The sequence below is a fragment of the Cupriavidus sp. P-10 genome (assembly GCF_003402535.2).
In the GTDB taxonomy this organism is placed as follows: Bacteria; Pseudomonadota; Gammaproteobacteria; order Burkholderiales; family Burkholderiaceae; genus Cupriavidus.
The window spans coordinates 3008668-3021672 of record NZ_AP025170.1 but is presented as its reverse complement, the minus strand read 5'-3'; the positions used below and the strand labels follow the sequence as shown (position 1 = coordinate 3021672).

10 protein-coding genes are annotated in these 13005 nt (G+C 67.0%); 5 read left to right on the top strand and 5 right to left on the bottom strand.

Translation table 11 applies throughout. The annotated features are described in order from the left end of the window. Positions 1-12 precede the first annotated feature (12 nt). Genes CTP10_RS13895 through CTP10_RS13885 form a run of 3 tightly spaced genes read left to right on the top strand, consistent with a single transcriptional unit; the run spans position 13 to position 3497 of the window. Positions 13-1344: a sensor histidine kinase gene (locus tag CTP10_RS13895; RefSeq protein WP_116318101.1), complete on the top strand. Its 1332-nt coding sequence runs from the start codon at positions 13-15 to the stop codon at positions 1342-1344. 15 nt (positions 1345-1359) lie between these two features. Next, positions 1360-2493, top strand: coding sequence for a hybrid sensor histidine kinase/response regulator (locus CTP10_RS13890; protein WP_199414535.1), 1134 nt, complete (start codon positions 1360-1362; stop codon positions 2491-2493). After that, positions 2490-3497, top strand: a complete 1008-nt coding sequence (locus tag CTP10_RS13885) for a response regulator (RefSeq protein ID WP_116318099.1) — start codon at positions 2490-2492, stop codon at positions 3495-3497. Before CTP10_RS13890 ends, CTP10_RS13885 begins: the two co-directional genes overlap by 4 nt. Positions 3498-3565: 68 nt before the next feature. Here CTP10_RS13885 and secF read toward each other — a convergent pair whose 3' ends face one another. The 5 genes from secF to queA all read right to left on the bottom strand — a co-directional run bounded on the left by secF (position 3566) and on the right by queA (position 9453). Further along, positions 3566-4537, bottom strand: a complete 972-nt coding sequence (gene secF, locus CTP10_RS13880; protein ID WP_116318098.1) for a protein translocase subunit SecF — start codon at positions 4535-4537, stop codon at positions 3566-3568. Positions 4538-4589: 52 nt separating this feature from the next. Continuing rightward, entirely contained in the window at positions 4590-6461 is a 1872-nt protein-coding gene (gene secD / locus CTP10_RS13875; RefSeq protein ID WP_116318097.1) for a protein translocase subunit SecD, read from the bottom strand. A gap of 218 nt (positions 6462-6679) precedes the next feature. After that, the gene (gene yajC / locus CTP10_RS13870) at positions 6680-7006 is read right to left on the bottom strand and encodes a preprotein translocase subunit YajC (RefSeq protein WP_116318096.1); all 327 of its coding nucleotides are present in this window, start codon (positions 7004-7006) and stop codon (positions 6680-6682) included. Between the two features lie 221 nt (positions 7007-7227). After that, entirely contained in the window at positions 7228-8358 is a 1131-nt protein-coding gene (gene tgt, locus CTP10_RS13865; RefSeq protein ID WP_116318095.1) for a tRNA guanosine(34) transglycosylase Tgt, read from the bottom strand. Between the two features lie 15 nt (positions 8359-8373). Continuing rightward, positions 8374-9453: a tRNA preQ1(34) S-adenosylmethionine ribosyltransferase-isomerase QueA gene (gene queA / locus CTP10_RS13860; protein ID WP_116318094.1), complete on the bottom strand. Its 1080-nt coding sequence runs from the start codon at positions 9451-9453 to the stop codon at positions 8374-8376. 212 nt (positions 9454-9665) lie between these two features. Between queA and recG the strand changes: the two genes are divergently transcribed. Continuing rightward, a complete protein-coding gene (gene recG / locus CTP10_RS13855) occupies positions 9666-11864 on the top strand; it encodes an ATP-dependent DNA helicase RecG (RefSeq protein ID WP_116318093.1) in 2199 nt (732 codons plus the stop codon). Between the two features lie 110 nt (positions 11865-11974). Further along, positions 11975-12925, top strand: coding sequence for a LysR substrate-binding domain-containing protein (locus CTP10_RS13850; RefSeq protein WP_116318092.1), 951 nt, complete (start codon positions 11975-11977; stop codon positions 12923-12925). Positions 12926-13005 lie beyond the last annotated feature (80 nt).

The window sequence follows — 13005 nt, the reverse complement described above, 5'->3', positions numbered from 1 at the left end:
ACGGACCACCCCATGAGCACCAACCAACTCTACGCCGGCTACCAGTCCGAGCTGGCCGACTTCCGCCTGGCGTTCAGCCGCGGCGGCGCCTATACCGCGATCGTGCTGGTCCTGCTCGGCGTCGGGCTCGACTACGGCCAGTATCCGCAGCAGCAGCTGGCATTCGCGGTGGCGCGCGTGGTGGTGTCGCTGCTGATCGCGGGCGTGGTGGTGATGCTGTACAGCGCCATCGGGCGCCGGTTCGCGCCCTGGCTGACGCTGACCTGGCTGCTGCTGCCGCAGATCATGATCGCGTGGATGATCTCGCAGACCGAAGGGGTGCAGTCGCCTTACTACGTCGGCCTGAACCTGGCGATCTTCGCCTCGGGCATCGCGCTGCCGTTCGGGCTGTGGCAGAACCTGGTCTTTGGCCTGCTTTCGTACCTGCTGTACGTGCTGGCGTGCCTGTTCCACGCCGGGGGCATCGAGCCGATGGGTACCTTCATCGTCAACTCGCTGTTCCTGTTGTTCGCGGCGGCGGCCAGCGGGGTCTATACCTTCTTTAACGAGCGCGCGCGTTTCATCCTGTTCCGCCTGAAAGCGGAAGTGGCCGAGAAGAACGCCGAGCTGGAAGTGATCAACCGCAAGCTGGTCGACATCAAGGGCCAGATGCTGCAGCAGGAAAAGATGGCCGCGATCGGTACGCTGGCGGCCGGGCTGCTGCATGAGGTCAACAACCCCGTCAACTTCTGCCTGATGGCGATCGAGGTGGCGATGGAAGAGCCGCAGGCCAAGGAGAGCGAATCGCTGACCGAATGCCTGGTCGATGCCAAGCAGGGCATGCAGCGCATCCAGCATATCGTGTCCGACCTGAAGACCTTCGCCTACCGCAAGCCGGGTGCGGAGGTGGAGGGCACGCCGTTCCTGTTCGAGAAGGCGCTCGATTCGTCGATCCGCCTGACCGCGCACGAACTGCGCGGCGTCAAGGTGACGCGCGAGTTGCCGGGCGACACCCTGGTGCTGGGCGACGAGGCCGCGGTCATCGGCGTGCTGATCAACCTCTTCTCCAACGCCGCGCTGGCCATGCGCAAGGCCGGCACGGCCGCGCCGGCGATCCATACCACGGTGCGCTGGGCCGACAGCCGGCTCCACGTCACGGTGCGCGACAACGGCCCCGGCATCGCCGAGGAAAACCTGGCGCGCGTGTTCGAGCCCTTCTTCACCACGCGCGACGTGGGGCAGGGCCTGGGGCTGGGACTGTCGATCAGCTACGCCGTGATCGAGCGCCATGGCGGCCAGCTCTTCGCCGAGAGCGAGCTGGGGCAGTGGGCCGCGTTCAGCTTCGACCTGCCGCGCGCGGAGTAAGCCGTCATGAGTGCCCTGACCGAGGTGCAGCAAGCGCGGCCGACCCTGCTTTACGTCGACGACGAGGATATGGCGCGCAAGTATTTCGCGCGCGCAGTGGGCTCGGAGTATGAGGTACTGCTGGCTGCCAGTGCCGACGAGGCGATCGCCACGCTCGCCACCGATGGCCAGCGCATCGCCGTCCTGGTGACCGACTTCCGCATGCCCGGCCGCGATGGCGGCGAACTGCTGCGCGAAGTGGCGCAGCTTTACCCGCAGATCGTGCGCATCCTGGTGACGGCGTATGCCGACAAGGACATGCTGCTGCAGACGGTCAACAGTGGCGAGGTTTTCCGCATCCTTGAAAAGCCGCTGAGCGTGGCCCACGTGCGCGAAGTGCTGCGCCTGGCCGGCGAGCGCCACCGCGAACGCGCGCTGCGCCAGCACCGGCTGATGGCGATCGACGAGACCCTGGCCTTCCTGGCGCACGAGCTGAACACGCCGCTGGCGGCCATCGCCAACTTCGCGCGAGGCATCGAAAGCCGGGTCGCGGGCGAATACAGCGAGCAGCGCCAGGGCGAGATCGGCCAGGCCGCCAGCGCCATGCACGACAACGCGCAATATTGCCTGGCGGTGCTGTCGTCATTCCTGCAGTCGGTGCGCAACAGTGCCGGCAGCAAGCCGGCGCGGCCCGAGCCCGGCGCCGAAGTCAGCGCGGGTGCGCTGGTGGCGTCGCTGCTCGATACCTACCCGTTCTCCGGCGGCCAGCGCCAGTGGGTGCAGGTCGAGATGCACGGCGATTTCCCGGTGCAGACGCTGCCCAACTGCGTGGCGCTGGTGCTGTCGTCTGTGATGAGCAACGCGCTGCGCGCGCTCGCCGGCACGCCGTCGCCGGCGCTGCGCTTCGTGGTGGTGGCCCAGCCGCACCAGGAAATCCACATCAGCGACAACGGCCCCGGCATCCCGCCCGAGGTGATGGAGCGCCTGCTGGTCGATCCCGTGACCACCCATGCCGGTGCCGGCGGCAGCGGCCTGGGCATGATTTTTTGCAACCGCGTCATGCAGTCCTTTGGCGGCGGCATCCGGATCGCATCCGCGTCCGGCGCCGGCACGACCGTGACGCTGGACTTTCCAAGTTTCAAGAATCGAATGATTAGGAGTGACCGATGAGCGAACCGAATGCCACCCAGGCACCACCCCCGGCGATTCTGTTCGTCGATGACGAAGCAACCGCCGTGAAGTATTTCCAGCGCGCCATCGGGGCGCTGGCTCCGGTGGTGACCGGCGGCTCGGTGGAGGAGGGCAAGGCGCTGCTTGACGCCCATGCCGACAGCCTCGCGGTGCTGGTGTCCGACCAGCGCATGCCCGGCGAATACGGGAACGAACTGCTGCGCTATGCGCGCGAACGCTACCCGCATATCGTGCGCATACTGACCACGGCCTATTCCGAGCTGGACCAGACCGTAGAGGCGGTCAACCAGGGCCAGATCCACCGCTATATCAAGAAGCCGTGGGACATCACCGCGCTGCGCATGGAACTGAAGCAGGCGCTGGAGCTGGCGGGCCTGCGCAAGGAGCGCGACCAGCTGGTGCGCGAGAAACTGGCGGTGCTGCAGACACAGACCGTGGCCACCCGGATCGGCATGCTGCATGCGCTGTGCGCCAGCCTGATCGGCCCGGGCCGCTTCCAGCCGGTCGAAACCTACCTGGCGGCGGCCGACCTGGCCGGCGCCAAAAACGCCGACCCGGACTGGCAGCGCATGGACTATGCCGACCTGGTGCGCGCCGAGTCCGAGCGCAGCGGCAGCTTTGGCCATGCCGTGGGCATCCGGCTGGCGGCGCTGCGCAGTGCCAACGCGGGCAAGGGCGCGGCTGACGCGGTCGTGGTCATTGCCGACGCGCTGGGCAGCGACGTGGTGCGCCGCGACGGCGATGCCGTGGTGTGGACCACGCCGGCTGCGCTGGCCGAGTTCCTGGCGCAGCCGGTGGGCACGCCGGTGTCGCCCCATCACGCGGCCTGGCTGGCCAGCCTGCTGTGGCTGGACGAGGCCGGCGGCGCGCTGCAGTTCGCGCGCGATGGGAACACCATCCTGTGCCGGGCAGCACCGCGCACGGAGACGTTCGCGGCCGACCGGCTGGCGGCGTGGATCGAGCGGTTCTCGGAGCAGGCCTGATACGGTTGCATCCGCCCCAATAAAAATGGCGCCCCGGGCGCCATTTTATTTGTCGTAGCAGCGGACCGTCAGGCCTGCGCCCCGAAGTTCGGATCGTTCCGGTCGGTCGACTCTCCCTTCTTTTCGCCCTTGACCAGGTCCTCGCGCTTCACGCCCAGCCACATGGCCAGCGCCGCGGCCACGAACACCGACGAATAGATACCGAACAGGATACCCACCGTCAGCGCCAGCGCGAAGTAGTGCAGCGTCGGGCCGCCGAAGAAGAACATCGACAGCACCATCATCTCGGTCGAGCCGTGGGTGATGATGGTCCGCGACATGGTGCTGGTGATCGCGTGGTCGATGACCTCGTGGGTGGTCATCTTGCGGTACTTGCGGAAGGCCTCGCGGATCCGGTCGAAGATAACGACCGATTCGTTGACCGAGTAACCCAGCACCGCCAGGATCGCCGCCAGCACCGACAGCGAGAACTCCCACTGGAAGTAGGCGAAGAAGCCCAGGATGATGACGATGTCGTGCAGGTTGGCGATGATGCCCGCCACCGCGAACTTCCATTCAAAGCGGAACGACAGGTAGATCACGATACCCGCCACCACGCACAGCAGCGCCAGCAGGCCGTCGGTGGCCAGCTCCTTGCCCACCTGCGGGCCGACGAACTCGACCCGTTGCAGCTTGACGTCGGGCGAGGCGGCCTGCAGCGCGCCCATCACCTGCTCGCTCTGCTGGGCCGAGGTGACTGGCTTGCCGTCCGGGCCCTTCTGCAGCGGCAGGCGGATCATCACGTCGCGCGAGGTGCCGAAGTTCTGCACCTGCACGTCGGTATAGCCCAGCTTGCCCACCTGGCCGCGGATCTTTTCCAGGTCGGCCGCCTGCTGGTAGCTGACCTCCATCACCGTGCCGCCGGTGAATTCGATCGACAGGTGCAGGCCCTTTTGCCAGAGGAAGAACACGGCCGCGGCAAACGTCACGAAGGAGATCACGTTGAAGACCAACGCGTGCTTCATGAACGGAATGTCGCGCCGGATGCGGAAGAATTCCATGTTGAATCCTGTTCAGTACTGCTGGTTGTTGCTGATCGACGGTGCGGGTCGCTTACTTGGCGACCGGCGTGTCAGTGGCGTTGCCCGGCTTCCAGATCTGGCCGATGGCCACGCTCTGCAGCTTCTTCTTGCGGCCGTACCAGAGGTTGACCAGGCCGCGGTTGAAGAACACCGCCGAGAACATCGAGGTCAGGATGCCCAGGCAGTGCACCACGGCAAAGCCGCGCACCGGGCCCGAGCCGAAGGCCAGCAGCGCCAGGCCGGCGATCAGCGTGGTCACGTTCGAGTCCAGGATGGTGGCCCAGGCGCGCTCGAAGCCGACCGCGATTGCCATCTGCGGCGATGCCCCGGCGCGCAACTCCTCGCGGATACGCTCGTTGATCAGCACGTTGGCGTCGATGGCCATGCCCAGCACCAGCGCGATAGCGGCAATGCCCGGCAGCGTCAGCGTGGCCTGCAGCATCGACAGCACCGCGATCAGCAGCAGCAGGTTCACGCCCAGCGCCACCACCGAGAACACGCCGAACAGCATGTAGTACAGGATCATGAACACGGCGATGGCGGCAAAGCCGTAGGCGACCGAGTCAAAACCCTTCTGGATGTTGTCGGCACCCAGCGACGGGCCGATGGTGCGCTCTTCGATGATCTCCATCGGCGCGGCCAGCGAGCCGGCGCGCAGCAGCAGGGCCAGGTCGTTGGCGGCTTCGGTGGAGTAGGAGCCGGTGATCTGGAAGCTCGAACCCAGTTCGGACTGGATCGTCGCCACCGTCAGCACTTCGCCCTTGCCCTTCTCGAACAGCACGATCGCCATCGGCTTCTTCAGGTTCTCGCGCGAGACGTCGCGCAGGACCCGGCCGCCCTGGGCGTCGAGCTTGATGTTGACCGAAGGCTGCTGGTTCTGGTCGAAGCCGGCCGAGGCGCTTTCGATGCGGTCGCCGGTGAAGATGACCTGCTTCTTCAGCACGACCGGGGCGCCATTGCCTTGCGTGAACAGCTCGCTGCCGAACGGGACCGGGTCGCCCGGGCGCGGGCTGCGCGGCGCGTCGTTGTCCACCAGGCGCGCTTCCAGCGTGGCGGTGCGGCCGATGATGTCCTTGGCCTTGGCGGTGTCCTGCACGCCCGGCAGCTGCACCACGATACGGTCGGCGCCTTGCTGCTGGATCACCGGCTCGGCCACGCCCAGTTCGTTGACGCGGTTGTGCAGCGTGGTGATGTTCTGCTTGACGGCAGCGTCCTGAACCGCCTTGCGGGCGGCTTCGGTGAAGGTGCCGACGATATTGTTGCCGTCCATGGCGAAGGCCACTTCGCGCAGGTTGTCGGCCAGGATGGGCCGCGCGCGGTTGGCATCTTCGGCGTTGTTGAAGCGCACCGTCAGGCGCTCGCCGTCGCGGTCGATGCCGCCATGGCGGATATTCTTGTCGCGCAGCAGCGTGCGCGCGTCGCCGGCCAGGCTGTCGAGCTTTTTGTCGACGGCGCCCTTCATGTCGACCTGCAGCAGGAAGTGCACGCCGCCGCGCAGGTCCAGGCCCAGGTACATCGGCAGCGCGTGCAGCGAGGTCAGCCAGCGCGGCGAACCCGACAGCAGGTTCAGCGCGACCACGTAGGCGGGGTCGGCGGCGTCGGGGTTGAGCGTGCGCGACAGTACGTCCTTGGCCTTGAGCTGCTCGTCGGTGGTGCGGAAGCGTGCCTTGACCGAGCCGGACTGGCCGGAAATGTCAAAGAACACGCCATCAGGCTGCAGCTGGTTCTGCGCCAGGATCTCTTCGACCTGCTTCTGCATGGACAGGTCGACCTTGACCGTGGCCTTGCCCGAGGACACCTGCACGGCGGGTGCCTCGCCGAAGAAGTTCGGCAAGGTGTAAAGGATGCCGATGGTCAGCGCCACCAGGATCACGAGGTATTTCCAAAGCGGATAACGATTCATCTCGGGCCAGTCATTCAGCGGTTGGCGGGGCCGGCGCAGGCGTGGCGCGCCACGTCGGCGGGGCCGAACCGGTTTGGCAAACAGCCGCCTGGCAGCCACTCAACGGAGCCACGGAGGCTCTGGTGGGCTGGATCAGGCGGCTGCCGGGGCATGCGCGAACGGGCATGCCGGAAAAGACAAAGGCGGGAGTCGCTTAGTCGATCGGGGCGATCGGCGGATCAGAGCGCCTTCAGCGAACCCTTCGGCAGCACCGTGGTCACGGCGTTCTTCTGGACGGTGATTTCGGTGCCTTCCGCGATTTCCAGGCTGACGTACTGGTCGGTGACCTTGGTCACACGGCCCAGGATGCCGCCGGCGGTGACGACTTCGTCGTTCTTGGCCAGTGCTTCGAGCATTGCCTTCGATTCTTTCTGGCGCTTCATTTGGGGGCGGATCATGATGAACCACAGCACACCAAACATCAGGATGATGGGCAGGAAGCTCATCAGGCCGCCAGCCGCGCCGCCGGAACCGGCGGTCTGGGCAAATGCGTTAGAAATCAGCACGTTGATTCTCCGTCACAAAGTCAGTCAAGTAATCGATCATTCTACCATTCGCATCTTGCCCCCTTTGGCATTCTAGGGCGGAATGCGGGTTTCTTCGGGGTGCTTTCAGGGCGACTCGCGGCACGTGCCGGCGGGCAGTGCGCCGGGTAACGCAAGCCGTCCGCAGGCAACCCCGGTATTCGACCGGCGGCGGCGCGAAAGTTCGCGCCGCTGCATCGATTTCACTGCGTGCCGCGGGCGCGGTCGGACGCAAACTGGCGGCGGAAGTCGGCAAAGCGGTGCTGCTCGATCGACTCGCGCACCTCGCGCATCAACTGCAGGTAATAGTGCAGGTTGTGGATCGTGTTCAGCCGCGCGCCCAGGATCTCGCCGACCCGGTGCAGGTGGTGCAGGTAGGCGCGCGAGAAATTGCGGCAGGTGTAGCAGGCGCAGCTTTCGTCGAGCGGGCGCGGGTCGTTGCGGTGCACGGCGTTCTTGATCTTGACGTCGCCGAAGCGGGTAAACAGCCAGCCGTTGCGCGCGTTGCGGGTCGGCATCACGCAGTCGAACATGTCGACGCCGGCGGCGACGCCCGCGACCAGGTCCTCGGGCGTGCCCACGCCCATCAGGTAGTGCGGCTTGTTGGCCGGCAGGCGGGGCGCCACGTGCTCGAGCACGCGCATCATGTCTTCCTTGGGCTCGCCGACAGACAGGCCGCCGATGGCAAAGCCGTGGAAATCCAGCTCCGACAGGCCTGCCAGCGATTCGTCGCGCAGGTCCTCGTACATGCCGCCCTGGACGATGCCGAACAGCGCATTGGGATTGGCCAGCCGCTCGAATTCGTCGCGCGAGCGCTTGGCCCAGCGCAGGCTCATGCGCATCGACTTGGCCGCTTCCTCGTGCGTGGCGGGGCGGCCGTCGATCTCGTACGGCGTGCACTCGTCGAACTGCATCACGATGTCCGAGTTCAGCGTGCGCTGGATCTGCATCGAGATCTCGGGCGACAGGAAGAGCTTGTCACCATTCACCGGCGACGCGAACGTGACGCCATCCTCGGTGATCTTGCGTAGATCGCCCAGTGAAAATACCTGGAAACCGCCGGAATCGGTCAGGATTGGCTTATCCCAGCCGATAAACTTGTGCAGGCCCTGATGGGCGTTGACCACTTCCAGGCCCGGGCGCAGCCAAAGGTGGAAGGTATTGCCCAGGATGATATGCGCGTCGATCTCTTTGAGTTCCAGCGGCGACATCGCCTTGACCGAGCCATACGTGCCCACCGGCATGAAGATCGGGGTCTCGACCACGCCGTGGTTCAGCGTGACGCGGCCGCGGCGGGCATTGCCGTCGGTGGTGAGGAGTTCGAAGTTGAGCATGGCTTGTGTCAGGGTTCAGGCCGCGGTATCTGCGGTATCGGCATCATTCCGGCGCGTCAGCAGCATCGCGTCGCCGTAGCTGAAGAAGCGGTAGCGCTGCTCGACCGCATGGCGGTAGGTGGCGCGGATGGCTTCCACGCCGGCCAGCGCCGACACCAGCATCAGCAGCGTCGACTTGGGCAGGTGGAAGTTGGTGATCAGGGCATCGACCAGCCGGAAACGGTAGCCCGGGGTGATGAAGATATCGGTGTCGCCGCTGCCGGCGGCCAGCGTGCCGTCAGGCTGCGCGGCCGATTCCAGTGCGCGCAGCGACGTGGTGCCGACCGCGATCACGCGGCCCCCGCGGGCGCGGGTCTCGCGCACGGCCTGGGCCAGTGCCTCGGAGACGGCGTACCACTCCGAGTGCATCTTGTGCTCGGCCAGGTTCTCGGTGCGCACCGGCTGGAAGGTGCCGGCACCCACGTGCAGCGTCAGGAAGGCGCGGCGAACGCCGGCGGCATCGAGGCGGGCGAATAGCGCGTCGTCGAAATGCAGGCCAGCGGTCGGCGCCGCCACGGCGCCCGGATTGCGCGCGTAGACAGTCTGGTAGCGGGTTTCGTCGTAGGCGTCGGGATCGTGCGTGATGTAAGGCGGCAGCGGCAGGCGGCCAAAGCGCTCGATCAGGTCGAGCGCCGGCTCGGGGAAGCGCAGCGTGAAGAACTGGTCCACGCGCGGCCCAACCGTCACCGCGAAGGCGTCTTCGGCCAGGTGCAGCGCGCTGCCCTCGGCGGGCGTCTTGGAGGCGCGTACCTGGGCCAGCACGGTATGCGCGTCCAGCACGCGCTCGACCAGCACCTCGACCTTGCCGCCGCTGGGCTTGTGGCCGAAGAAGCGTGCCTTGATCACGCGCGTGTCGTTGAAGACCAGCAGGTCTTCGGGGCGGAGGTAGTCGACGATGTCACTGAAGGCACGGTCGACCAGGCGCACCGCATCGGCGGTATCGGCGGGTGCGACCCGTTCCACCACCAGCAGCCGGCTGGCGCTGCGGTCAGGCAGCGCGCTCTGGGCGATCAGTTCTGGCGGCAGCGGAAAATCGAAATCGGAAAGCGTCAACATCGTGGAAACGGCGCGCGGGGCCTGCGACGGGTCGGAAAGCGAGGCACAAAGCGGCACTCGCCGCCCGTGGTGGCAGCCGGCATGGGTACAATCGGCGAATCCGATATTGTAAGGCCACGGGCGTGCTTGCCGCCGGGCCGGGCGTGATAACGGCTATTTGCCTGCGCTCCCGCCCCATGCCAGCCGTCCGTTGCCACCAGTCTTCGCTGCCGATGCCCGGAACCGCCACCGAAACGACCGACCTGTCCGCCGATGCCGCCAAGGAGGCGAGCGCACCCGCGCGCGGCAAGGCCGGGGAGGGCAAGGGCAAGCCCGCGGCATCCGCCACCTCCTCCGCCACGTCATCCGCCACTTCCTCCGCGGCAGCCCGCCTCGCCAAGCTCGGCCTGCGCCGCCCGGTCGATCTGGTGCTGCACCTGCCGATGCGCTACGAGGACGAGACCACCCTGGCGCCGATTGCCGACGCGGTCCGCCGCGCGGGGCTCGGCCAGCCGGCGCAGGTGGAAGGCGAGGTCATCTCCAACGAAGTCACGTTCCGCCCGCGCCGCCAGCTGGTGGTCAAGATCGCCGACGAGTCCGGCGAGCTGACGCTGCGTTTCCTCAACTTCTACGGCAGCCAGACCAAGCAGATGGCCGAAGGCGTGCGGTTGCGCGTGCGCGGCGAGATCCGCGGCGGCTTCTTCGGCGCCGAGATGGTCCACCCGACGGTGCGCCCGGTGGTGGAGGGCGAAGCCCTGCCGGACCGGCTGACGCCGGTGTATCCGTCCACCGCCGGCATCGCGCAGGCCTACCTGCGCAAGGCGATCGGCGGCGCGCTGTCGCGCACGCCGATGCCCGAAACGCTGCCGCGGCCGGTGCTGCAGGGCCCGCTGGCGCGCCTGCAGCTGCGCCCGCTGGCCGACTGCCTGCGCCTGCTGCATGCGCCGCCTCCTGAAGAAAGCGAAGCAGCGCTGGCCGACCGTTCGCACCCGGCCTGGCAGCGCATCAAGTTCGACGAACTGCTGGCGCAGCAGATCTCGCTGCGGCGCGCGCACGCCGCGCGGCGCGAAAAGACCGCGCCGACCATGCCGCCCCGTGAAGGTGGCCTGCTGACGCGCTTCCTGGCGGCGCTCCCGTTCCGCCTGACCGGTGCGCAGGAACGCGTGGTGGCCGAGATCGCCGCCGACATGGCACGCCCGCACCCGATGCACCGGCTGTTGCAGGGCGACGTGGGCAGCGGCAAGACCATCGTTGCCGCGCTGGCGGCGTGCCAGGCGATCGACGCCGGCTACCAGGCCGCGCTGATGGCGCCGACCGAAATCCTGGCCGAGCAGCACTTCCGCAAGCTGTCGGCGTGGCTGGAGCCGCTCGGCGTTCCGGTGGTCTGGCTGGCCGGCAGCCTGAAGGCGCGCGAGAAGCGCGAGGCCGCGGCGCGCGTGGAATCGGGCGAGGCGCAACTGGTGATCGGCACGCACGCGCTGATCCAGGACACGGTGCGCTTCGCCAGGCTCGGCCTGTCGGTGGTCGACGAACAGCACCGCTTTGGCGTGGCCCAGCGGCTGGCATTGCGCGGCAAGGCCGGCGCGACCGATGTGCCGGCGCCCGACACCGTGCCGCACCAGTTGATGATGTCGGCCACGCCGATCCCGCGCACGCTTGCCATGACGTATTACGCGGATCTCGACGTATCCGTGATCGACGAACTGCCGCCGGGCCGCACGCCGATCGTCACGCGCCTCGTCAACGACGAGCGGCGCGACGAAGTGATCGCGCGCATCCATCACGCCGCTGCCGAGGGACGCCAGGTCTACTGGGTTTGTCCGCTGATCGAGGAAAGCGAGGCATTGCAGCTGCAGACCGCGGTCGAGACCTATGAGACGCTGATCGCCGCGCTGCCCGACCTGCGCGTCGGGCTGGTACACGGCCGCCTGCCGCCGGCCGAAAAGGCCTCGGTGATGGATGACTTCAGCGCCAACCGCATGCAGGTGCTGGTCGCCACCACAGTGATCGAGGTGGGCGTGGACGTGCCCAATGCCTCGCTGATGGTGATCGAGCATGCCGAGCGCTTCGGCCTGGCGCAATTGCACCAGCTGCGCGGCCGGGTAGGGCGGGGCAGCGCCGAATCGGTGTGCCTGCTGATGTACCAGGCGCCGCTGTCGCCTACCGCGCGCGAGCGGCTGGCGACCATGCGCGAGACCACCGACGGTTTCGAGATCGCGCGCCGCGACCTGGAAATCCGCGGCCCGGGTGAATTCCTTGGGGCGCGCCAGTCAGGCGAAGCCATGTTGCGTTTTGCCGATCTTGAGACGGACGCGTGGCTGGTCGAGTATGCACAGGAGGCGGCCGAGCTGATGCTGGCGCAGTTCCCCGAGGCGGTCGAAGCCCATCTGTCGCGCTGGCTGGGCGGGCGCGAGCACTACCTGAAGGCCTGACAGCGGTTCCCCTGTGCGGCATCGTACGCATACCGCACGAATCGCAGGGGCGCTCTGACAGAACCGGCAATCGAAGGTAAAATCTATCGCCTACCCGGAATTGATAAGTCATGACGCTCACCGAACTCAAGTACATCGTCGCCGTGGCGCGCGAGCGCCATTTCGGCCGGGCCGCCGAAGCCTGCTTCGTGTCGCAGCCGACGCTGTCGGTCGCCATCAAGAAGCTGGAAGACGAACTCAACGTGCAGATCTTCGAGCGCGGCACCTCCGAGGTGTCGGTGACTAATATTGGCGAACAGATCGTGGCGCAGGCCCAGCGCGTGCTCGAACAGACCATGGCCATCCGCGAGATCGCCAAGCAGGGCAAGGACCCGCTGGCCGGGCCGCTGCGCGTGGGCGTGATCTACACCATCGGGCCGTACCTGCTGCCGTCGCTGGTCAAGCAGATGATCGGGACCGTGCCGCAGATGCCGCTGATGCTGCAGGAGAACTACACGCACAAGCTTATCGAACTGCTCAAGCAGGGCGAGATCGATTGCGCGGTGATGGCCGAGCCGTTCCCCGATTCCGGCCTGACCGTGCGCCCGCTCTACGACGAGCCCTTCGTGGTCGCCGTGCCGCGCGGCCACCAGCTCGCCGAAGCACGCTCGATCGACCCGGACGAGCTGAAGCGGCAGACCATGTTGCTGCTGGGCAGCGGCCACTGTTTCCGCGACCACGTGCTGGGCGTGTGCCCGGAGCTGTCGCGCTTCTCGCAGGCCGCGGACGGTATCCAGAAGACGTTTGAGGGCTCGTCGCTGGAAACCATTCGCCATATGGTGGCCAGCGGGGTTGGCATTACCGTGCTGCCGCGTACCTCGGTTCCCGACCTGAAGGCCAAGGGCGACATGCTTTCGTACGTGCCGTTTGCCGACCCGGTGCCCGACCGCCGCGTGGTGCTGGCCTGGCGCAAGAGCTTCACCCGCCTGCCGGCGATGGAAGCCCTGGCCACTGCCGTGGCCGCCTGCGACTTGCCCGGCGTGCGCAAGCTCGATGCCAAGGAGCTGGCGGAAGCCGCCTGAGTCACCACTAGGCACAAGACAAGGCCGCAGCGGGGATTTCCGCTGCGGCCTTTTTTCCGCCGCTGCAATACGGCCTTTCA

Excerpts from the sequence above, each read along its gene's own strand:
- CTP10_RS13850 (WP_116318092.1), top strand. The coding sequence starts at position 11,975 with ATGACGCTCACCGAACTCAAGTACATCGTCGCCGTGGCGCGCGAGCGC.
- secD (WP_116318097.1), bottom strand. The coding sequence starts at position 6,461 with ATGAATCGTTATCCGCTTTGGAAATACCTCGTGATCCTGGTGGCGCTG.
- recG (WP_116318093.1), top strand. The coding sequence starts at position 9,666 with ATGCCCGGAACCGCCACCGAAACGACCGACCTGTCCGCCGATGCCGCC.
- CTP10_RS13885 (WP_116318099.1), top strand. The coding sequence starts at position 2,490 with ATGAGCGAACCGAATGCCACCCAGGCACCACCCCCGGCGATTCTGTTC.
- secF (WP_116318098.1), bottom strand. The coding sequence starts at position 4,537 with ATGGAATTCTTCCGCATCCGGCGCGACATTCCGTTCATGAAGCACGCG.
- CTP10_RS13895 (WP_116318101.1), top strand. The coding sequence starts at position 13 with ATGAGCACCAACCAACTCTACGCCGGCTACCAGTCCGAGCTGGCCGAC.
- tgt (WP_116318095.1), bottom strand. The coding sequence starts at position 8,358 with ATGCTCAACTTCGAACTCCTCACCACCGACGGCAATGCCCGCCGCGGC.
- queA (WP_116318094.1), bottom strand. The coding sequence starts at position 9,453 with ATGTTGACGCTTTCCGATTTCGATTTTCCGCTGCCGCCAGAACTGATC.